Raw genomic sequence first — 20,951 nt, 5'->3', positions numbered from 1 at the left:
GCCGCGAGACTGGCGGAGCGTGCGAGGGCATGCCATCCTCACTCCCGTCTGCCGCAGAGTAGAGCCTGCGGCGCCTTGGGCGCTGCTCCAGCAGAGAGCAGCACGGACATAACAACAAAAAACCGTCAAAGAGGCTTCACTTATGCGTAAACCAGAACTCGCAGCCGCCATTGCTGAAAAAGCAGATCTCACCAAAGAACAGGCCAACCGTGTACTCAACGCCGTTCTCGAAGAAATCACCGGCGCCCTGCATCGCAAGGACAGCGTCACCCTGGTTGGCTTCGGCACCTTCCTGCAACGCCACCGTGGCGCCCGCACCGGCAAAAACCCGCAAACCGGTGAGCCTGTGAAGATCAAGGCCAGCAACACCGTTGCGTTCAAGCCGGGCAAGTCGCTCAAAGACAGCGTCAACCCGTAACAGCGACACCGTCTCGAAGGGAGGCGGGGCGGTAAAAAGAATGGGCACGCCGACTGGGTCGGGTGCCCATTTTTTGTAGGCTGGAGAATGTCAGGCCAGTAGTAACCTCCCGGTTACAACTCCCCCCAAGGATCAAATTTATAAGTGGCATCCAACGGTGTGAACGCTAGCCCAAAGAGCGCCTTGGATTCGAACATCGCCTTGAACTCAGCCGAACAGACCGTTTCGTTAATATCCGTGCATAGAAACAGGTGTTGATGAATGCCTGGTTTTATCTTGAATGATTCGATGGACTCAAAAACGATAGCGGGTACATCACTTTCTTCTGGTGTCTTGAGTTTGCCGGTGTATTTGTCGCGGTCGATGGTGAATACCGAATGCTCAAGATCAAGCAGGCTGAGTCGGGCGGTCGGAACGAAAAGGTTGTAGCGTTTTTCAGGTGTTTTTTTTCCTTTTAACTCTATCTCGACCTGACGCGTGATATGAGGAATTTCGAGCGTTGCGCAGATGTTCAAGACGGCATCTGTCGCCAGCAACTCCTCAATCATGAGGTCCGCTTTCAACTCCTTGATCTTGGCTTTGACTTTATAAGCGCTAGCAAACTGACTCTCATCCGGTGTTTCTGAAGGGTAATGAAACTCCGGGACGCCAGGAGTCCAGTCCGACTCAAAGAAGCTGGGCGCATCCGCCCCGTTGGTGTGGTAGTTCACGATGAAAAAATCAGCGCTGGCGCCGGTCATAAAAGTCGTCCTGTAACTGCATCAGCTTTGAAGAGGCCATTCTGCAGCCCGCCGCTCGCCCATTTTTGGATGTTCGAGACTTCCAGTGCGAGGTCCATATCAGATAACCCGACTTGTTGTTTGTTCAAGCCCCTGAGCCTGTCCCTGACAGCATCGGTGTACTTGTTATGGTTCGACCAATGTCCAGGAAGCTGCGTTTTGGCGGCAAGGTCTTTTGATCCTGGCAGGAAAGCACCGTTGGAGGCGCCATCCGGGTCCCAACCTATCTTTTTCAGCCTGGAGAACATTTTGCCGAACTCTTTGTGTTTGATCAGCTCCTCGGGTATCAGGTGATGGTTGGCCATACCGTCACCTTTGCGAGCCCCCATGTTCTTGCCTAGCTTCGTCGAGCACCAGCCCAGTGGGTCACTCCAGCCCAGAGGGTTGGTGGTGTACTGATAGAGGTTAATGCCGCCCAGCAATCCAACCGGGTCTTCTGTAGTGAATCTGCCGATATCGGGGTCATAAAGATAAAGGGGTCAGATTTATTTATAGTCCCTGTTTGGAGTAAATAGACCCGTCCCCTTTATCGCCATCGCCTTTATCGTTGAGTAAGCGGTCTATTTTTATTTGGAGTCAAACAATTCTTGCGTATTCCGGACTGCCTTGTTTACGCGCTCTGAAGCGGTAACGCTATCAATGCGTAAGTCGTCGGGTGTGTGCTCATAGTCCATGACCTCGTCCTCTGTTAGCGCTCCACGCAGATGGGCAATTACTCTGAAAATTATGTGATGCATACGCCAGCAAATTGAGGGTTCAATATTTACCAACTGTTCCTCAGATGCGGGCTTGCTTACGCCGCCGGTCCAGATTTCTGACTCAAACGCGAATTGAATTCTGTCATAACCAGAGGTGGATTTTGTGTAGTCGGGGTCACTGAAAAGAATCTTCCAGCGAGGGAGATCTGAAAAACGCATGCTGCAGAAAATCGGTCGAAACAAACGTTTTGAGGTGTCCACCTCGCTGATCGAGGTTGGGATTTGTGTATAGAATTTCTCAAAAACCTCAATCAGATGTCCCAGCGCAGGAGGAATCATCTCGATATAGCGTGCAATCACAAAGCCAGGCTCATCTGAAGCGTTGAGGGCTGGGATGTAGAAAAGATCACCCGGCTTGGGTGCCTTGAGGGTTTTCATACAGCAGCCTCTTTTAGGTACAAGATTTGATTTTGCTCGGCTTGATGCCCAGCGCTTTGGCCGCAGCCCTGTAGTTTTTATAGTGACTTTTGCCCCGTGCATCAGTGCGGCTTTTATTGATGGGTTCGATGACGTTGCCGGGGAATTTGCCTTTTGTTTTGTATTTCTCTCGGTAGGCCTGTTCGTAACCTTTGGCTTGAGAGTAAGTCATCTTGCCGTCCTGACCTTTCAACACACGCAGCTCTCCTTTTCCAAGCCGCGTGGACCTGTCGTGCTGACTTTCACGCGCCGCAGGATCCTGCTCGGTGTGACCGATGTAGTAAGGCGTTTTAGCACCGGGGGCGTAGAGCCCGTAAACATAGAAACCAGGTTTGTTTAGGGGCGTTGGGGTCCAGCCTAGTGGATCCAGCCAGGTAATAGGGTTTGCACCGTACGAGTAGAGGTTCAGGCCACCCAGCAACCCAATCGGATCCGGCGTCGTAAACCGCCCCACATCCGGATCATAAAACCTGAACGTATTGAAATGCAGCCCCGTCTCCCGATCCAGATACTGCCCCTGGAACCGCAGATTCTGCTCTTCAATGTAATAAGGCTCGCGCACCTCCTCCAGCGTGTTGCCCCACACACGGTAAGTCGCCTGCCAGACGCTGTGCCCATCGGCCTCGGTCAGTTGTTCCGGCAACCCATTTAGATCGTTGTGGTAGTAACGAATCTTCTGCAACGGGCCCATGCCATCGACGCGGGCCAGCAGTTCATAGCCGTCATCGTCGTAAACAAAGAGGCTGGTCTGGCTGTGTTTATGCTCCTGCAACAACCGCAGTCCATCCCACACAAACTGCGTTCCTCCCAGCGGATACCCGTCACTGCCATGCTGGGTTTTTTCGATGCGTCGGCCCAGCGGGTCGTAGGCCATTCGCACGACGCTGCCGTCATCGTTACGCACTTCAATCAAGCGGCTTTCAGCATCGTAGGCAAACCGCTGCACGCCCCGTTTGGCGCTGCGTTTTTCGATCATCCGCCCAAACGCATCGTAGCAATAACGCTTGTCCTGATAGGTCAGCAACTTGTTATGCACCACCAACCCGGCACCCGCCTGCGGGCCGTCCAGCAGGTTGGCGGCGGCGTCGTAGGCGAAGGTTTCGCGCTGGCCGTGCAGGCTGTCTTGGCTGGCGATGATGCGGCCGGTGGCGTCGTAGTGCAGCAGTTGGCGGTGCTGTGCGGCGGGTTGTTGGTCGAGTTTGCCGATCAGGTTGTCGGCGGGATCGTATTCGAACTGCTTTTGCGCAGCCGCCGGCATCAACGATGGCTGACTTGCCAAGCGGCGTTGGCGCGAACGCAGGCGGCCACTACGGTCGTATTCGCTGCGGGTGGTGAGTTGGCCCTGGGTGCGCAGTACTTCGCGGTGCAGGCGGTCACGCTCAAAGTCGCTGACGACCTGGCCGTCGAGGTTGATCTGGTGCAGATGGCCGCTGCCGTAATACAGGCGATTGAGCCAGCGGCCGTCCGGCAGTTGGGTCTGGATCAGGTTGCCGAGTTCGTCGTAGTGGTGTTGCAGGTTGCCCGCCGAACTCTGCTCGCAAAGCAGTTGGCCGAGGGCATCGTAGGCAAAGCCCAGGGTTTGGACGTTGCCCTGCGAATCGGTGAAGGTGACAGCCGTGAGCTGGTCCACTGCGTCGTAGCTGTAGTCGGTGCGGCCATCGTCGGTGGTCTTGGCAATCAGCCGGCCCACTGCATCGCGTTCCAATCGATGGACGATAGGCGCGGGCGGCGTTTCGGGCACCAGGGCCAGACCGTTTCCGTAAGGCGCCGGCACGGCAGTCACCGCCGTGACGTTATCCAGCGGGTCATAGCTGTAGTGCTTGACGCTGCCGTCGAGGTCCTGCTGTTCAACCAGACGGTCGCCAGCATCCCAGGCAAAACGATAACGCTCGTCGTTTTCGTTGATCAGCGCTTGCAGCCGTCCATAGCTGTCATAGCCGAACTGCACCTGCCGGCCATGGGCGTCGATGCGCTGGCTGACTAGGCCACGGCGATTATGTTGATAGAGCGTCGTATGCCCGGCCGGGTCGGTGTAGCCCACCAATTGGCCGCTGACCGCGCGCTGGTACTGCTCAGTACGGCCGTCCGGCAATTGGGTGGTGAGCAGACGGCCCTGGGCGTCATAGCTGAATTGGGTACGCTCACCCAGGGCATCGGTAATGACCTGCAGATAGCCGCGCTCGTCGTAGCTGAATCGCGTCGGGTAACCTGAGCAGTCGATGTGCTCGACCAGTTGTCCGAACGGGTTCCAGCGCAGCTTTTTGCTTTTGCCAGTGGCGTCAATAATTTCCACGGGCTGGCCGTGGGCGTCATAACGATAGCGCGTGACGTAGCCCAGTGGATCGGTTTCGGCGATGCAGTTGCCGCGTGAGTCATAGCGATATTGCCAGCTGCTTTCGGCGGCGTCGGTTTCCACCAGGGGCAAGGCCCAATGTTCCAACCACAGCGTCGAATCGCTGCGACCCAGCGGGTCGGTTTCGCCGATCAGGTTGCCGGCCTCGTCGTAGCTGTATTCAAAGCGCCCGCCCAGCGGGTCGGTGGCGCTGAGCAACTGGCGCTCGTCGTTCCATTCGAACAGCCAGGTGTGGTCAAGGTTGTCGCTGTAACGAATGATCTGGTGTTGGGTGTTCCAATGCCGGGTACTGACGCGTTGCAAGCCGTCGGTAATACGGGTGATACCGACCTGCAAGTCATAGTCGAACTGGTAAGCGTCGCCCTCATCGGTCCAGTGCCGTACCACGCGCCATTCCAAACCTTCAACCAAAGACCATTCGTAGAAGCAACGAAGCCCGGTCGGCAGTTGATGCTCCACCATCCTGCGACCGCTGTCGTAGGCAAAACGACGCTGAACCTGGCCCGTCGCATCGCGCACTTCAGCCAGGTTGCCCTGCGCGTCGAAGCCATAGCTGACCAGCACTTCTCGGCGCTGATCAGGGTACAGACGTTCGATGCGCGCCAACTGGCCCTGATCACGGATCAACTCAACCTGCACCAGGTCGAATGTGTCGCGTAGCCGCACCATGTGCCCGGCTTCGTCATAATCGATATAGATGCGGTTGTCGTTTCGGTCGCCCAATTGAGTAAGGCGCAGCAGCGACGGGTTGGCGGAGGGTTCAAGCAAGCGATACAGGCCGTCATCGCTCTCGATTAGCAACTGCCCATTGAGGTGACGCCGCACCGCGAGCCCTTCACCGGCGCTGAATACCGCGCCGCCCAAGGGAATCGAGCCCATGTCGATAGGCCGACCTTGCTCATCGGTATAAATCAGCGTTTCACCGCCCTCTGAATGGGGCAGGATCTCGACGCACACTTCATATGGGACGCTCCAGCCTGCGCCCAACATTCCGCGCGGGCGCTCATCGCGGCTGTTGTAGAAGCGCTGCCAGTCGATCGGCAGGATGCCGGGCAGCACAAAATCCAGTTCCTCGGCATTGCCCAGCACCTTCGCGCCCGTGGCCGCATGCACCGGATTCGATGAACCCATCGCTGCGTTCGCCACGGCCCCCATCGCGCTGCTGACCGCCATCGACGTGGCCCCGCCGATCAGCATGCACGGCAACTTGCTGAAGAACTTGCCCTTGCCACCCTTGAGCATCAACAGCGCCGTGACCGCCAGGCCGACGCCCGGGGTCTTGCCACTGCGGATCTCACGCACCACCACCGAACCGCCACCGATGGTCACGTTGGAAGAAATCAGCCCCGACGACACCACCGTCGCATCGCACGTGCTGCGGTCGCCGCTGCGCACGGCGGGCTGGCCGTTGACGGTGACCTTGTCCGAGCCCTCGGCCAGAAACTGCGGCGGCATCGGCGGGTGCTTCATGCACGTGACCAGGTCCAGCGGCTTGGGCACTGCACCTGGCGCAGGCGTCGCGACGGTAGGGCGCCACATCTGCGAGAAGAAGCTCTCGGCCATGTCCAGGTAGCTGGGTTCTGGCGCGGGTGCTTCCAGCTCGGTGCCCGCTGGCGCGACATGGGAGCTGATCGCACCGGCTGCGCGGGCCGCGGGAAGGTTGTTGGTGAGGGTGTCGGTGGAACCGGTGAGAATGTTCGCCTGCACCGTGGGCGGGAATAGCGCGTTGCTGAAGCTATCGCATAAATTCGTCAGGCCTTTGTCCGCCCCGGTCTTGCTCATGGCCAGGCCGACGATCGTGCCCACCACGGCCCCCAGCAGGAAGCAGCCGAGCCCGCCGGTGGCCACGGTAATCCCGGTGGCCGCGACCACGGCAGCCGTGGCCACGGCCGTGATCGCGATGTTGGCCGCGACCTCCAGCACACCGCCGAGAATGTCGGCCATCATCGAGGTGTGGGAGAGCGCATCGCCCATACGGGCTGCCCATAACGCGTCAGACATGCAGGCAGCTCATCAGGAAACAGCGTCGAACGACAGCGAGTTTTTGATCAACGCCCAGTGCGCCGCCTCGGCATCCCCAAGCTTGTCGGCCTTCACGTAACTCAAGGCGAGCATCTTGCGCGTACCCGGTAGCACCAGTGCCAGTTGATACTGGAACACCTTGTCATTGCCCTTGTTGAATTGGCTGCGCAGCTCAATGCCTTCCACCTCTTGGGCCGCGCCCAAACGCACGTCGACACCGGGTTGATAGCGTAAATCCTGCACCTGTTTTTCCAGGCGCTGGAGTTGGTCATTGAAGTTGCTGTGCAGGGTTTCACCCTCGGCGAGCAGGCTGCGGCTGACGATCAGTGAAGTCCCCAGTTCAGGGAACTTGAGGATATTGATCGAGGCGTCCTGCAGCTCACTGGCCGGCAGTTGAAACTGGAATTCGTTGATGCGGTACGTCATGGCAAACAGGTCTCGTCAGGAGCTTTTAGGCGCGGGGAACGCGGCTTTGATATTGGCGTCGATGGCGCCTTTCTGGCCCTGGCCATCGGGCGTGGCACCGGGGCCGCCGCCGTTGTTCAGGTGCAGTACGCCACCCGTGTTGAACTCGGCATCGCCGCTGGCATAGAAGCTGATCTGCACGCCGGTGAGGTTGATCTGCCCGCTGGCGTTCAACTCCAGAATGCTTTCGCCGCAGACCAGGCGCAGATTTTCGCCGACTTCGATGACATAGCTCTGGCTGATGCTGTCGGTCTTCCTCTGGCCCACCGAGAGGATGTCTTCCTGCTTGACGATGCGCAGGCGGTTGTTGCCGATGGTCACTGTCTCGTTGTGGCCGATGCTCTTGTTGCGGTCATGCCCCACCGAATGGCTCTCATCCACCTCGACCACGATGTCCTGGTTGCGCTCGGCGTGGATATACAGCTGCTCCAACCCCTTCTTGTCCTCCATGCGGATTTCATTGAAGTTGGCCGGCGTGCCGCCTTTGCTCGAACGGCTTTTCATGCCGCTCTGGGTCGCGTTTTCCGGCAGGTCGTAGGGCACGGTCTGTTCGGCGTTGTAGACGCGGCCGGTGATGATCGGCCGGTCGGGGTCACCCTCAAGGAAGCTAACAATCACTTCCTGGCCGATCCGTGGGATCTGCATCGAGCCCCAGTTCTTGCCGGCCCAGGACTGCGACACACGAATCCAGCACGAGCTGTTTTCGTTGGATTGGTCATGGCGGTCCCAATAGAAATGCACCTTCACGCGGCCGTACTGGTCGGTCCAGATTTCCTCGCCCTTGGGGCCCACCACCAAGGCGGTTTGCGGGCCCTTGACGATAGGCCGATGCGTATTGGCCAGCGGGCGGAAGCTCTGTTGGGCGTCGATACAGGTGAGGCTGCTTTCAAACTGTGCCGAACCCGAGCCGCCGCCGCTTTCCAGGCTTTCCTGCACGATGTAGTAGCGGCAGCCGACGATCAGGTATTCGCGGTTCTGGTCCTGGCGGCTGAAGCCGGTGAGGCTGAACAAATGGCCGGAGCCCAAGCCCCGCGCATTACCGCTGAACTCGATCTGCTCATGCAGGGTTTGCAGGGCTTCGATGCGGGTGCGTGCGTAGTGTTCGCCGTCTTCGCTCTGCACGTAGGTGCCGGGGTAGTCGTACAGCGGATAATCGCCGGCGGTGTGTGGGCGCGGCATCGCCGAACGCACATCGATGCTGGCGCTGGGACGCTGGAAGTCGTAGTCGTTGAGCTCCAGCGACCCCGGCTGCACCTCGTGCGCCAGGTGCCAGTTGTGCATATGGTCGCGTTCGCGCTGCTGCTCGTCCTTGGGATAGTACGGGATCGACGCGTAGCCCGGCACCGTGGTGTGGGCACCGTAGGCATCGGCCAGCACCAGCACATGGCGGTCCTGCTCATGGCGGAAGAAGTAGTAGATCCCTTCCTGTTCCATCAGGCGGCTGACGAAATCGAAGCTGGTCTCGCGGTACTGCACGCAGTATTCCCACTCGCGGTACGGCCGGCTCAGGGCGTCCTCAAAGTCGGAAAACCCCAGGTCGCGGAACACCTGCTTGATGATCTGCGGGATGCTCAGGTTCTGGAAAATCCGACAGTCCGAGGTACGGCTCAGCAGCCACAGCCAAGGGCGCAGGGTCACCTGATAGCTGGCGAACTGGCCCTGGTCGATGTTCTGGCTGCACCGCGCGACGATGCCGTGGAAGTGCCGCTCACCGCCATCCGCCAATTGCAGGCCCACGCTCATGGGTTTGCCGAGCAATTGGTTGAGGTCGATGTTGGCGTCCAGGGACGTCAGTTGCAGCTCATAGTTGAACAGCCTGCCCAGCTCTTCACCGCCGCCCATTTCATTGAGCAGCAGCACATCCGGCCCGAGGGGGCTGGTGACTTTGGCAAGGCGTGAGGCTTGGTTGAATAGCATCGGTTAACCCGTAAATGTCGTTGTACCTGACGAAACCGAACCCCTGTAGGCGCTGGCTTGTGTGGGAGCGGGGCTTGCCCGCGATGCATGCACCTCGGTGTGTCAGTCACACCTTGGTGATGCTATCGCAGGCAAGCCAGCTCCCACACAAGCCGGCTCCTACAGTTTTAATGGTGTTGCGTCAGTTGGCGTCGCTGAAGTCGTAGTGCAATTCGTTATCCCGGCTGCTGATCCGCACCCCCGCCAACGCCTTGCCTTCCAGCATGCGCGTGAGGAACTCACGGCTCATGTCCGGCAGCAGGCTGTTGGTGAGGATGGTGTCGATCATGCGCCCACCGCTTTCGGTCTCGGTGCACCGCGAGACGATCAGGTCGACCACCGCGTCGTCGTAATCGAAGGCCACCTTGTGGGTACTCTCCACGCGCTTCTTGATGCGGTTGAGCTGCAGGCGGGTGATCGCCTTGAGCATCTCGTCGCTGAGCGGGTAGTACGGAATGGTCACCAGGCGGCCGAGCAAGGCCGGCGGGAAGATTTCCAGCAGCGGCTGGCGCAGCGCCTTGGCGATCTCTTCCGGCTCCGGCACGTTCGCCGGGTCTTTGCACACGTGGGAAATCAGTTCGGTACCGGCGTTGGTGGTCAGCAGGATCAGGGTGTTCTTGAAGTCGATCACCCGGCCCTCGCCGTCTTCCATCACGCCCTTGTCGAACACCTGGAAGAAGATCTCATGCACGTCCGGGTGGGCTTTTTCCACCTCGTCCAGCAGCACCACGCTGTAGGGTTTACGGCGCACGGCTTCGGTCAGCACGCCGCCTTCGCCATAGCCGATATAACCCGGTGGCGCGCCCTTGAGGGTCGACACCGTGTGGGCTTCCTGGAACTCGCTCATGTTGATGGTGATGACGTTCTGCTCGCCGCCGTACATGGCTTCGGCCAGGGCCAGGGCGGTTTCGGTCTTACCCACGCCGGAGGTGCCGGCCAGCATGAACACGCCAATCGGCTTGCTCGGGTTGTCGAGGCCGGCGCGGGAGGTCTGGATGCGCTTGGCGATCATCTGCAGGGCATGGTCCTGGCCGATGATGCGTTTTTTCAGGTGCTGGTCGAGGTTGAGCACCGTCTCCAGCTCGTTGCGCGCCATGCGGCCCACCGGGATGCCGGTCCAGTCAGCGACCACCGAGGCCACGGCCTGGTAATCCACGGTCGGCAGGATCAGCGGGGTTTCGCCTTGCAGGGCGCTGAGGCGCTGTTGCAGGTCGACCAGTTGGGCACGCAGTTCGTCGTTGCCGCTATCGACCACGCCTGCGGTTTCGCGCAAGGTTGCGCGGGTGGCGAGCAGTTCATCCACCAAGGCTTTCTCTTCAGCCCAACGGCTTTCCAGGGTCGCAAGACGCTCACGCTCAGCGCTCAACAGCGCTTCGGTGTTGGTCTGGCGCGCGCCAATCGCAATACCGATGGCATGCTCGCGGGCGATGATTTGCAGCTCGGTTTCCAGCGCCTCGATGCGGCGGCGGCTGTCGTCCACTTCGGCCGGTACCGCGTGCAGGCTGATGGCGACGCGGGCGCAGGCGGTGTCCAGCAGGCTCACGGATTTGTCCGGCAACTGACGCGCCGGGATGTAGCGGTGAGACAGCTTCACCGAGGCTTCCAGGGCTTCGTCAAGGATCTGCACCTGATGGTGTTTCTCCATGGTCGAGGCCACGCCGCGCATCATCAGCAGCGCCTTGTCTTCCGACGGCTCGGCCACTTGTACCACCTGGAAGCGGCGAGTCAGGGCCGGGTCTTTCTCGATGTGCTTCTTGTACTCGGCCCAGGTGGTCGCCGCCACGGTGCGCAAGGTGCCGCGTGCCAGGGCTGGCTTGAGCAGGTTGGCCGCATCGCCCGTGCCCGCAGCGCCGCCGGCACCCACCAGCGTATGCGCTTCGTCGATGAACAGGATGATCGGCTTGGGCGAGGCCTGCACGTCTTCGATGACCTGGCGCAGGCGCTGTTCGAACTCGCCCTTCATGCTGGCGCCGGCCTGCAACAGGCCCACGTCCAGGCTGCGCAGCTCCACGTCCTTGAGCGCCGGCGGCACGTCACCGGCGACGATGCGCAGGGCGAAACCTTCGACCACGGCGGTCTTGCCCACACCGGCTTCACCGGTGAGGATCGGGTTGTTCTGGCGACGGCGCATGAGGATATCCACCAGTTGGCGGATCTCTTCATCGCGGCCCACGATGGGGTCGAGCTTGCCGCTGCGCGCCTGTTCGGTCAGATCCACGGTGAAGCGCTTGAGGGCTTCCTGCTTGCCCATCGCGCTCGGCGCCATGGCCCCGCTGGCTTCGCCCGGTACGGCGCCGGCGTTGAAACCATCGCTGGCACTCAACGCGTTCTCCGGCGAGTCGCCGACGTATTCGTCAAAGCGTTCGCTCAGGGCTTCGGCCTTGATCTTGTCGAACTCCGAAGACAAACCCAGCAGTGCATGGCGCAGGCTTGGCGTCTTCAGGATACCCAGCACCAGGTAGCCGGTACGCACCTGGCTTTCGCCAAACATCAGGCTGCCGTACACCCAGCCGCGTTCCACGGCTTCTTCCACATGGGAGGACAGGTCGGTGATCGAGGTCGAGCCTCGCGGCAGGCGGTCCAGGGCTTCGGTCAGGTCACGGGCCAGGCGCGCCGGCTCCACGTTGAACTGGCGGATGATGCGGTGCAGGTCCGAGTCCTGCAGTTGCAGCAACTGGTGAAACCAGTGGGCCAGTTCCACATACGGGTTGCCCCGCAACTTGCAGAACACGGTGGCGGCTTCGATGGCCTTGTAGGCCACGCTGTTGAGTTTGCCGAACAGTGCGGCGCGACTGATTTCACCCATGCTCTGGATTCCTTGAGGTGGTGGCCTGATCGGCGTAATGCCGGGCCAGAATTAGGTCGTTGGCGTCTCGCTCGGGCTGGCCGAGCCAGGTGTTGAAGCCCAGGCGAAACTGGCCGTTGAGTTGCAGCGCCGGGACTTCGGGCTGTTGCAGGACCAGGTTCAGGTCCCAGTCCAGTTCATGGCCCAGGTACTCGGCCACCCACGCCACCAGCTCGTTGAACGGCTGCTGGCCGGGCAGCATGCTCATGTAGTCATCAAGCTTGAGCGGACCGAGGCGGATGCGGAATTTGTGCTGGCGGTCCCACACGAAGCTGCCCAGGCAAAAGTCCACGCCCAAGCGGTTGGCGCTCACGCTGACGCGGCTGCGTTCGGGCAATTCGAGCCATTGGCCGACATACTCTTCGATCTGCACCGGCAGGCCGAAGTACTCGCCGAGAATGGCTTTCAGGCCGTCCGGGTAGCGGGTTTGCGCCGACAGGTGGCCGCTGTAATGCAGCTTCGCGGTATCCGGGATGAGCCCCTGATTGAGCAGGCTCGGCATGCCGCGACCGCTCAGGGCGGCGAGGCGTGCCGACCAGTAGTCGTCGTCCGGGCGGTCGTGGCTGACCGTCGGCCGCGCCTCGGCCCAGGCCCGGTAGAACAGGCTGAGCAGGCGATGGTGGAACACATCCAAAAACTGTTTGCTGGTGCTGTCGGCGTTGTTGCGCTGGCGTTCGCGCACGTACTCGGTGATGTGCAGCGGCAGCGGGCCATTGGGGCCGCCAAGGCCGAAGAAGAACTGCTCCAGGCGCGCCGGCTTGCCGTCACCACCGGGGTCGACCGACGCCAGGGTGGCCGGGGCAAAGGTGCAATCGGCCTGTTGGCCCAGGCGCAACGGGTCATCGGCCAGGCGCAGGGAGTGGCCCAGGCGCGGCAGCTCCGGCGATTCGCACTCGAGACGGCGCAGCGCCTGGAAGAAATCGTATTCCCAGGGTTCCTGATGCATCGCATCCAGTGTGTTCACAGGGTCGGACGCCGTCCGGGCTTGGCTTTCCATCGCATGATCTCGCCGCGTTCGGTGGTACGGATCACCGTCTCGGTAAAACTGTTGATCGACACGTAGCGCGCCAGGAAACGTTCCAGCACGGCACCGAGCAGGAACACGCCGGTGCCGCGAAACGCGTTTTCATCGAATTCCAAGGTGATTTCCAGGCCACGGCCAAACACGATCGGGCCGGGCATTGGCAGGCGTCGGGTCACGGCCTTGCTGCTGACTTCACGCAGGCCTTCGATCTGCAATTGCAGGGCGGCGTCGTTGCTGTCGCCGTACAGGCGCAGCAGTTCGCGCAAGGCGCCGGCGCCCTGGCCTTGCTCGCTCAACGACAAATAGTTGAGCGAGAGTTGGCTGATCAGGCGCCAGGCCTTGGCGTCGTGGGCATGGCTGGCGCGTGGGCGGCTCGGGCCGGTCACGCAGCGCACGGCCAATACCGGCGCGCTGTCGGCCAGGGTGAAGTCGGTCTTGCCATTGCCCACGCTCATGAACAGGGGCAGGTCGCGGTTGGTGCACAGCGCGGTCACGCCGAGCTGGCGCAGGTCGTGGCCGTAAGGCGCCTGCCGGCTGTCGACCAGGCTGACAAAGGTCTCGCTGCCCACGTAGGTGGAGCGCGGGCCGTTGCGACGCTGGTCGCTGGACAGCACACGTGGCTCACGGCGCACGGTGTAGTAGGCCTGGTCGCGGCCGTACCGCGACGGATCGCGCACCGCGTAGAACGGCAGGAATGGCTGCTCCGGCCCGGTGCCGTGGCCAGTGATGCCGCTCAACGAGTGAATCTCGAAATCCATCGGCCGCGTGCGGTCGGCGATTACATGGTGTTCGTTGACCCGGTCAGACAGGTGGATGCGGTCCACCCGCTTGGGAAACAGGTTGATCGCCGGCGTGCAGAACGGCAGGAACTGCGCCGCGCCGACGCTGCCTTCCAGGCTCGGCTCATGGCGGTCGAACAGCACGATCAGCTCCAGCTCCTGGCCGTCGCAGCGCTTGACCGCACGGCTCAGTTCGGCGAACTCGACGAACAGGAAGCGGTGGGGCAGGGCGAAGTATTCCTGCAGCAGGCGATAACCCTGGAACGCCCGCGCCACCACCGGCATGGCGGCGTCTGCATCGTCGAAGCCACGGGAGCGCAAGGCATCCTGGGGCAGGCGCTCGACCCAATCGTCGCCTGGCTTGCGTGCGAACACCGCGCAGGCATTGCCCAGCAGTTGTTCGTAGAGGCGAAACGGCTGCTCGTCGGCGCCGCTGAGGTACAGCGGCAGGCTGTCGAGGTCGAGGCTGTTGAACGGCAATTCGGCGCCCGTGCGCAGGGTCAGGCGCAAGCCGGCCTTGGCTTTCGGCTCGCTGGCGGCCAAACGCCCGAGCACGGCAGCGGGGTTACCGAAGTATTCGGCATTGGCCACTTGCAACGGCCACAACGTCACCGGTTGGGCAGTGCGGTACTCGCAGCAGGTCTGGGTTTCGCGGCCCAACGCGGCCCGCAATACGCTGTCGCGGGGCAGCGGGAACCCGCTGGCCAGGGAGCCTTCGTCCGGGTCGGTCTGCAATTGCACCACGGTCATCGACGGCGTCGGCGCCAGGTAATGCGGGTAGGCAATTTCCAGCAGGTTGTGGGTGAAGGTCGGGTACTCGGCGTCGAGCTTGAGCTGCACGCGGGCGGTGAGGTAGGCAAAACCTTCGAGCAAGCGCTCAACGTACGGGTCGGCGCAGTCCATGCCGGACAGGGTCAGCCGACTGGCGATCTTCGGATATTCCTTGGCGAACTCGGCGGCGCTTTCGCGCACGTGATGCAGTTCCTGGTTGTACAGCTCCAGCAGGCGCGGGTTCATGGGCGTCTCCGCTGGTCGGCATTGACCACGCGCACGTGGCCGGACTCCAGGTCCAGGTCGGTTTGCAGCAACAGGCGCAACGGCACCGGCTGTGCCCACAGGTCGCCTTCGATCTCGAAACTCAGCGCGTTGTGGTTCATCTCGCCATGGCCGACGCGGGCTTTGACGCGCAGGGTGTGGCGCAGGATACGCGGCTCAAAGGTGGCGATGGCCTGGTAGATCAACGCCTCCAGGGCCTTGATGTCCACGCTGGAAACACTGTTGCCCGCCAGCGCCGGCAGGCCGTAATTGACCACCGACGTACCGGCCGGGGTGTGCAGCGTCGCATCGGCATCGAGCAACGACGTGGTGTTGAGCAGCCACGCCAGGTCACGCAGCACCGAGGCTTTCAATTGGGTCAGGGACAGCACGCGTTTGTCGGCGCTTTCCTTCGGATTGGTCGGATCGTCGTCGGTCAACCGGTCCAGCAGGGACGGTTGCAGACGGTCGCGGGAAGCGATTTCAGTGACCACCAAAGCGGCTCCACGGACGGGGTGTGAGAGGGACAATCGGGCAGTGGCCGTGGCGCGAAGCCACGGCCTCAAGGGCTATCAGCGCTTGGTGTTGGAGCGGATGTTCCAGCCAAACTTGATCGCACCGCCGTCTTTGGTGCCGTCGGCTTTCTGCGGCTGGTAGTCGACCATCACTTGGGCGAAGTTCAGGGTGACGTTCTCGGTCAGGCGGTCATCGGTGCCCGAACCGCCAGTGCTCAGCGAGGTCACCAGCACTTCTTCCAGGTTGATCACCATGTACTCGACCTGGCTTTCGCCACCGGCCTTGCGCACGGTGAGCTTGACCTTGTCGATGTGTTTGCCGCTGGCGCAGTGCATCATCAGGTTCGGCGAGGCTTTGTCGACGTACTTGGTCAGCGACAGGTCCTGGATATTGACCTTGCCCGCGCCGCCGCCGCCGCCCACGTGCATGTTGCCGGACTGGGCCATGCCCCAGCTCCAGTTCAGCACGTCGATTTCGTCCTTGTGGGCCTTGTCCATGGACTCGCCCTTGATGTCGCCGATCTTGATGAAAATATCAACAGCCATGTTTTCTCCCTGTGTGGCCCAGGCCACGAAATTTGGTTAAGCCCAATGGGGCTTTGCTCTTCTGTGGGAGCTGGCTTGCCTGCGATTGCATCACCGCGGTCTGCCTGCCGGACCGCGCCGCCTGCATCGCGGGCAAGCCCGGCTCCCACAGAAGAGCCGGTTCAACAGCTACTTACGCGCTCTTGGCCGAAGGCAGCTTCGATACCAGACGCAGCGACACTGTCAGCCCTTCAAGCTGGTAGTGCGGGCGCAGGTAGAACTTGGAGTTGTAGTAACCCGGGTTGCCTTCGACTTCTTCCACGATCACTTCCGCCGCCGCCAACGGGTGCTGGGCCTTGGTGGTTTCGGTGGAGTGCGCAGGGTCACCGTCCACGTAGTTGAGGATCCAGTCCTGCAACCAGCGCTGCATCTCGTCCTTCTCTTTGAAGGAACCGATCTTGTCGCGCACGATGCACTTCAAGTAGTGGGCGAAACGGCAGGTGGCGAACAGGTACGGCAGGCGCGCGGCCAGGTTGGCGTTGGCGGTGGCGTCCGGGTCGTCGTATTCGGCCGGTTTCTGCAACGACTGGGCGCCGATGAACGCGGCGAAGTCGGTGTTTTTCTTGTGCAGCAGCGGCATGAAACCGTTCTTCGCCAGCTCCGCTTCACGGCGGTCGCTGATGGCGATTTCGGTCGGGCACTTCATGTCCACGCCACCGTCATCGGTCGGGAACGTGTGGGCCGGCAGGTTTTCCACTTCACCGCCAGATTCCACGCCACGGATGCGCGAGCACCAGCCGTAATGCTTGAACGAACGGTTGATGTTCACTGCCATCGCGTAGGCGGCGTTGGCCCAGGTGTACTTGGAGCTGTCGGCGCCGTCGGTGTTTTCTTCGAAGGCGAAGGCTTCCACCGGGTCGGTCTTGGCGCCGTACGGCAGGCGCGCCAGGAAGCGCGGCATGGTCAGGCCGATGTAGCGCGAGTCTTCCGATTCACGCAGGGAGCGCCAGCCGGCGTATTCCGGGGTGGTGAAGATCTTGGTCAGGTCGCGTGGGTTCGACAGTTCCTGCCACGAACCCATGCCCATCACGGTCGGCGAAGCGGCGGCGATGAACGGGGAGTGCATGGCGGCGCAGACTTTCGACAGCTCGCCCAACAGCTCCACGTCGGGAGGTGACTGGTCGAAGTAGTAGTCGCCCACCAGGCAGCCGTACGGTTCGCCACCGAACTGGCCGTATTCTTCTTCGTACATCTTCTTGAAGATCGGGCTCTGGTCCCACGCGGTGCCCTTGAACTTCTTCAGGGTCTTGTGCAGGTCCGGCTTGGAGATGTTGAGCACGCGGATCTTGAGCTGCTCATCGCTCTCGGTGTTGTTGACCAGGTAGTGCAAGCCACGCCAGGCGCTTTCCAGCTGCTGGAAATCCTGGTGGTGGATGATCTGGTTGACCTGGGCCGTCAGCTTGGCGTCGATGGCGGCGATGATCGATTCGATCGACTTGATCGCGTCGTTGGACACCAGGTCGGTTTGCGCCAGGGCCTGTTCGGCCAAGGTGCGCACGGCGGTTTCCACGGCTTCGCGGGCACGCTCGGTCTTGGGTTTGAATTCTTGCAGCAGCAGGTTCGCGAACTCGCTGGCTTCTTCGGTAGCGCCCAGGATCGGGGCGCCTTCGCGTGCGGTATTGTCAGTCATGATTACTGGTCCCCTGCAGGCTTGGGCGCACTGGCAAGTGCTTGCAGCAGTGCCGGGTCCTTGATCGCCTTCATGATGATTTCTTCAGCGCCGGTCTTGCCGTCCATGTAGGTCAGCAGGTTGGCCAGCTGGGTGCGGGCTTCGAGCAGTTGGTTCAGCGAGTCGACCTTGCGGGCCACGGCGGCCGGGCTGAAGTCGTCCATGCTTTCGAAGGTGATGTCCAGGCTCAGGTTGCCTTCACCGGTTAGCTCGTTCGGTACGTGGAACGCCACGCGCGGCTGCATGGCCTTGAGGCGCGAGTCGAAATTGTCGACGTCCACTTCAAGGAACTTGCGGTCGGCCACGGGCGCGAGCGGTTCGGCAGGCTTGCCGGCGAGGTCGGCCATCACGCCCATCACGAAGGGCAGCTGGACCTTTTTCTCGGCGCCGTAGAGCTCGACGTCGTACTCGATCTGCACTCGAGGCGCACGGTTGCGCGCGATGAATTTCTGAGAACTTTGCTTCGCCACGTTGCTGCTCCTGGTCGCTTGAGCGACGGTGTTGTTACTGCACAGTCGGGCGGCTTACTCGCCGTCCGGACCGCGCAGGTTTTCAAATTGGGACATGCCGTCGGGAATCAGGTTGCGCACGATGGCCGCGAAGTCGGCGTGCACCAGATTCTTCGCCCGGTTCAACAGCACCGGCAGCGGGCTCGAAGGCTCGTGCCGGGTGTAGTACGCAAGGATCTTGTCGAGGCTGCGCAGCACGTCGTCGCGGCTGGCGATATCGCCGACCGGACGCTGTACTGCGGGCGCGGCAGCGAAGTCGGCCGAGGGGGCATTGTCGTCACTGACGGCCTCGGGTTCGCTGCTGCTGTCGGTGCCGGGCACCGCTTGGTTGAGTATCTGCAGCGCTTGCTTGAGCGGCTGCTTCAGGGCACTGAGGTCCACGCCCTGGGCGGAACCGACTTGATCGTTGACCTGTTGCTCGATGGCTTCGCAGGCCGCACGCGCTGCGCTCAAGGCATCGCGCGTGGCTTGCAGTTGCTCGGGGTCACTGTCGAGGAAGGCGGCGTTGAGTTGCTGGGCACCCAGTTGCTCATCGGCAAAGCTCTGCAGGCCGCTGGCGTTGAGCGCGGCGCGCAGGCTCACGGGACCGAAGGTGCGCGAGCGCGTGAGGATGCTTTCGCGCAGCAGGCGAATGTTCGTATCGCAGGTCAGGCCGGTGAGGGCGTTGATGCGCACGGTGGGGTCGTTATCGTCGTCGGCGTCCAGGCGCGGGTGCAGCTCGGCCCAGTAGTCGCGCAACAGCGCGTTGATCAGCGAAAGGGCTTCGGCAAACCCGGCAACGCCTTGCAGGGCGAGCGAGCTTTGCACCAGAAAGTGGGTGATGCGCAGGTCTTTGCTGCGCGCCAGCAAGTCGAGGCTTTGCTGCTGGATGCTGCGCCATTCCGGAGGTTCGGCGGGCAGGATCGAGTCGCCCATGCTGCGCTCGGGTTGCCCCTTGGCGGCACGCTCCAAGTGGAGAAAATCCGCGTCATATTCCATGTCTTCGCCACAGGGCGAAGTCGCGGAAACGGCGGTGAGCAGCAACGGCACATCCACTGAAATTGATCTCCCTATCAGCCCGTTAGATGGCGGGCAATGCATGCATTAGTTGCGCGAGGAACTAGGCATGTTTTCTTGGTCATATTGGAACTTTGAACTCAAGTTGATTTCAAAGTGCCATCACTGGTATTCAAGAAGTTGTGCATTTTTGGTGTAGTACTTATGCCTTGTCAAGGTAAGCTATTCGCCCTCTGTGACAGATGTGCGGTGCTTAACAACCTGCGCGACTGGTGGGTCTAGCGGCGCACCAGGACAGGATTTTTGTCATAGAGGCCAGTTAAGATCAGCGATCATGCTGACAAAAGCAGGTTTTGAAGGTCGATTGCACGACCTGGTGGGGACCTCCCGGGAAACGCTGTCCCGGGAGTTGACCGCGCGCGAAGTATCAGCAAGGAGGCAAGATGTCGCTGTGTTTGACTATCACTAGTTATCACAAGATTACCCCTGGGCAGTGTCCGGAAAAGTCCTTGAACCAGGGCTCGATGGCTATTGGCCGCAGCTCGGATAATGACTGGGTATTGCCTGATCCTGAGCGTCTGGTTTCTTCGCAACACTGTGTTATTCAATACAAAGATGGCCGTTATTATTTAACCGATAACAGCACCAACGGCGTGGAGTTGGTTAACGCCGGTATTCGTTTGCGCCGGGGCAACAGCGAGCCCCTGCAGGACGGCGAGCTGATCCGCATCGGCGATTACGAGATCCAGGCCCGCATCGACTTCAACGTGCAGGCCGTCGACAGCCAGCCGTTTGTCGGAGATTCACCCAACAGCTTCGAAGCGCTGATGGGTGCCGTGGTGAGCACGCCCACGCCGACCCCCGTGCCGGTGATCGCCCCGCAATTCCAGGGCGCGTCCTCGATGGACACCTTGCCCGACCTGTTCGACTTTCTCAGCCCCACCGCCGTGCCGCCGCCGACCGTGGCGGACCATGTGCCTTCCGAGCAGCACGATTTCCGTCCGCCGACGCCCGTGGCGGTCCCCGTGGTCGAAAAACCCGTGGTGTCCGGCTCGGTGATCCCCGAGGACTGGGACCTGTTCGGCGACACGCCCGCGCCCGCGTCTGTGGTGGCCACGCCCGTACCAGTCGCCACGCCTGAGCCGCCCCCTGCGCCCGTCATCGCGCCGCCGGTGCTTGCCGATACCGCGCAACCCGACCTGCTGCAAGCCTTCCTGCGCGGTGCCGGCCTGGACCAGCTGCGCCTGGACAAGGCCGACGCCTGCGCCCAGATGGAAAACATCGGCCGTAGCTACCGCCTGATGGTCGAAGGCCTGATCGATGTGTTGCGTGCCCGGGCCAGCCTCAAGGGCGAGTTCCGCATGCAGCAGACGATGATCCAGCCCGCCGAAAACAACCCGTTGAAATTCGCCCCGAATGCCGATGAAGCGTTACTGCTGCTGCTTCGCCACGGCAACCAGGCGTTTATGGCGCCGGACGCGGCGGTGCGCGACAGTTTCGACGACTTGCGCGCCCACCAGCTGGCAGTGATGGCCGGGGTGGAAGCCGCCATCAAGCACCTGCTCAAGCGCTTTGAACCGGCCCAGCTGGAAGAACGCATGGGCAAGCCGGGCGGGCTCTCCAGCCTGTTCAACGGTTCGCGCCAGGCCCAGTACTGGCAACAGTTCACCGAGCTCTACAGCAATATTTCCCGCGAGGCCCAGGAAGACTTCCAGGACCTGTTCGGCCGCGAATTCAGCCGAGCCTACGAAGAACACAGCGCCCGACAGCGACGCTGACACGCAGTACATGGATTAACGGATAGCTAAGTACGTCATTGAGGACGC

The 20,951-nt window shown here is 61.3% G+C and carries 16 protein-coding genes; 2 read left to right on the top strand and 14 right to left on the bottom strand.

Annotation, left to right across the window (positions count from 1 at the left end; all coding sequences use genetic code 11):
* The first annotated feature begins 142 nt into the window (after positions 1-142).
* On the top strand, positions 143-418 hold the full coding sequence (locus tag HX792_RS01680) for an HU family DNA-binding protein (protein ID WP_003213368.1): 276 nt from the start codon (positions 143-145) through the stop codon (positions 416-418).
* 113 nt (positions 419-531) lie between these two features.
* Here HX792_RS01680 and HX792_RS01675 read toward each other — a convergent pair whose 3' ends face one another.
* The 14 genes from HX792_RS01675 to tssA all read right to left on the bottom strand — a co-directional run bounded on the left by HX792_RS01675 (position 532) and on the right by tssA (position 19,164).
* On the bottom strand, positions 532-1,158 hold the full coding sequence (locus HX792_RS01675) for a hypothetical protein (protein ID WP_176994489.1): 627 nt from the start codon (positions 1,156-1,158) through the stop codon (positions 532-534).
* Positions 1,155-1,619, bottom strand: coding sequence for an AHH domain-containing protein (locus HX792_RS01670; RefSeq protein WP_371319320.1), 465 nt, complete (start codon positions 1,617-1,619; stop codon positions 1,155-1,157). Before HX792_RS01670 ends, HX792_RS01675 begins: the two co-directional genes overlap by 4 nt.
* Before the next feature lie 144 nt (positions 1,620-1,763).
* On the bottom strand, positions 1,764-2,333 hold the full coding sequence (locus HX792_RS01665; RefSeq protein ID WP_176994488.1) for a hypothetical protein: 570 nt from the start codon (positions 2,331-2,333) through the stop codon (positions 1,764-1,766).
* A 13-nt stretch (positions 2,334-2,346) separates the two neighbouring features.
* Positions 2,347-6,726: an RHS repeat-associated core domain-containing protein gene (locus HX792_RS01660; protein WP_176994487.1), complete on the bottom strand. Its 4,380-nt coding sequence runs from the start codon at positions 6,724-6,726 to the stop codon at positions 2,347-2,349.
* Positions 6,727-6,738: 12 nt separating this feature from the next.
* Positions 6,739-7,173 carry a DcrB-related protein gene (locus HX792_RS01655; protein ID WP_176994486.1) on the bottom strand — a complete coding sequence of 145 codons (435 nt, stop codon included), beginning with the start codon at positions 7,171-7,173 and terminating at the stop codon, positions 6,739-6,741.
* A 15-nt stretch (positions 7,174-7,188) separates the two neighbouring features.
* Positions 7,189-9,129, bottom strand: coding sequence for a type VI secretion system Vgr family protein (locus HX792_RS01650; RefSeq protein WP_176994485.1), 1,941 nt, complete (start codon positions 9,127-9,129; stop codon positions 7,189-7,191).
* A 181-nt stretch (positions 9,130-9,310) separates the two neighbouring features.
* Positions 9,311-11,974, bottom strand: coding sequence for a type VI secretion system ATPase TssH (tssH, locus tag HX792_RS01645; RefSeq protein WP_176994484.1), 2,664 nt, complete (start codon positions 11,972-11,974; stop codon positions 9,311-9,313).
* Entirely contained in the window at positions 11,967-13,010 is a 1,044-nt protein-coding gene (gene tssG / locus HX792_RS01640; protein WP_176994483.1) for a type VI secretion system baseplate subunit TssG, read from the bottom strand. Before tssG ends, tssH begins: the two co-directional genes overlap by 8 nt.
* Positions 12,974-14,833: a type VI secretion system baseplate subunit TssF gene (gene tssF / locus HX792_RS01635; protein WP_176994482.1), complete on the bottom strand. Its 1,860-nt coding sequence runs from the start codon at positions 14,831-14,833 to the stop codon at positions 12,974-12,976. Before tssF ends, tssG begins: the two co-directional genes overlap by 37 nt.
* Positions 14,830-15,345 (bottom strand): type VI secretion system baseplate subunit TssE, encoded by a 516-nt coding sequence (gene tssE, locus HX792_RS01630; RefSeq protein WP_005792513.1) that lies wholly within the window; start codon positions 15,343-15,345, stop codon positions 14,830-14,832. The genes tssF and tssE overlap by 4 nt, the downstream gene beginning before the upstream one ends.
* Positions 15,346-15,423: 78 nt before the next feature.
* Entirely contained in the window at positions 15,424-15,912 is a 489-nt protein-coding gene (locus HX792_RS01625; RefSeq protein WP_005792512.1) for a type VI secretion system tube protein Hcp, read from the bottom strand.
* Between the two features lie 172 nt (positions 15,913-16,084).
* Positions 16,085-17,581, bottom strand: coding sequence for a type VI secretion system contractile sheath large subunit (gene tssC / locus HX792_RS01620; RefSeq protein WP_176994481.1), 1,497 nt, complete (start codon positions 17,579-17,581; stop codon positions 16,085-16,087).
* Between the two features lie 2 nt (positions 17,582-17,583).
* On the bottom strand, positions 17,584-18,090 hold the full coding sequence (tssB, locus tag HX792_RS01615) for a type VI secretion system contractile sheath small subunit (protein ID WP_010207547.1): 507 nt from the start codon (positions 18,088-18,090) through the stop codon (positions 17,584-17,586).
* A gap of 54 nt (positions 18,091-18,144) precedes the next feature.
* Positions 18,145-19,164: a type VI secretion system protein TssA gene (gene tssA / locus HX792_RS01610; RefSeq protein WP_176994480.1), complete on the bottom strand. Its 1,020-nt coding sequence runs from the start codon at positions 19,162-19,164 to the stop codon at positions 18,145-18,147.
* A gap of 404 nt (positions 19,165-19,568) precedes the next feature.
* On the opposite strand from tssA, the gene tagH reads away from it, so the two are divergent.
* Positions 19,569-20,903: a type VI secretion system-associated FHA domain protein TagH gene (gene tagH, locus HX792_RS01605; protein WP_176994479.1), complete on the top strand. Its 1,335-nt coding sequence runs from the start codon at positions 19,569-19,571 to the stop codon at positions 20,901-20,903.
* Positions 20,904-20,951: the final 48 nt, after the last annotated feature.

This window comes from Pseudomonas sp. B6002 (genome assembly GCF_013385985.1).
Classification (GTDB): Bacteria; Pseudomonadota; Gammaproteobacteria; order Pseudomonadales; family Pseudomonadaceae; genus Aquipseudomonas.
This window is presented reverse-complemented; position numbering and strand designations above follow the sequence as displayed.

Excerpts from the sequence above, each read along its gene's own strand:
- HX792_RS01680 (WP_003213368.1), top strand. The coding sequence starts at position 143 with ATGCGTAAACCAGAACTCGCAGCCGCCATTGCTGAAAAAGCAGATCTC.
- HX792_RS01675 (WP_176994489.1), bottom strand. The coding sequence starts at position 1,158 with ATGACCGGCGCCAGCGCTGATTTTTTCATCGTGAACTACCACACCAAC.
- HX792_RS01665 (WP_176994488.1), bottom strand. The coding sequence starts at position 2,333 with ATGAAAACCCTCAAGGCACCCAAGCCGGGTGATCTTTTCTACATCCCA.
- HX792_RS01660 (WP_176994487.1), bottom strand. The coding sequence starts at position 6,726 with ATGTCTGACGCGTTATGGGCAGCCCGTATGGGCGATGCGCTCTCCCAC.
- HX792_RS01655 (WP_176994486.1), bottom strand. The coding sequence starts at position 7,173 with ATGACGTACCGCATCAACGAATTCCAGTTTCAACTGCCGGCCAGTGAG.
- HX792_RS01650 (WP_176994485.1), bottom strand. The coding sequence starts at position 9,129 with ATGCTATTCAACCAAGCCTCACGCCTTGCCAAAGTCACCAGCCCCCTC.
- tssH (WP_176994484.1), bottom strand. The coding sequence starts at position 11,974 with ATGGGTGAAATCAGTCGCGCCGCACTGTTCGGCAAACTCAACAGCGTG.
- tssG (WP_176994483.1), bottom strand. The coding sequence starts at position 13,010 with ATGGAAAGCCAAGCCCGGACGGCGTCCGACCCTGTGAACACACTGGAT.
- tssF (WP_176994482.1), bottom strand. The coding sequence starts at position 14,833 with ATGAACCCGCGCCTGCTGGAGCTGTACAACCAGGAACTGCATCACGTG.
- HX792_RS01625 (WP_005792512.1), bottom strand. The coding sequence starts at position 15,912 with ATGGCTGTTGATATTTTCATCAAGATCGGCGACATCAAGGGCGAGTCC.
- tssC (WP_176994481.1), bottom strand. The coding sequence starts at position 17,581 with ATGACTGACAATACCGCACGCGAAGGCGCCCCGATCCTGGGCGCTACC.
- tagH (WP_176994479.1), top strand. The coding sequence starts at position 19,569 with ATGTCGCTGTGTTTGACTATCACTAGTTATCACAAGATTACCCCTGGG.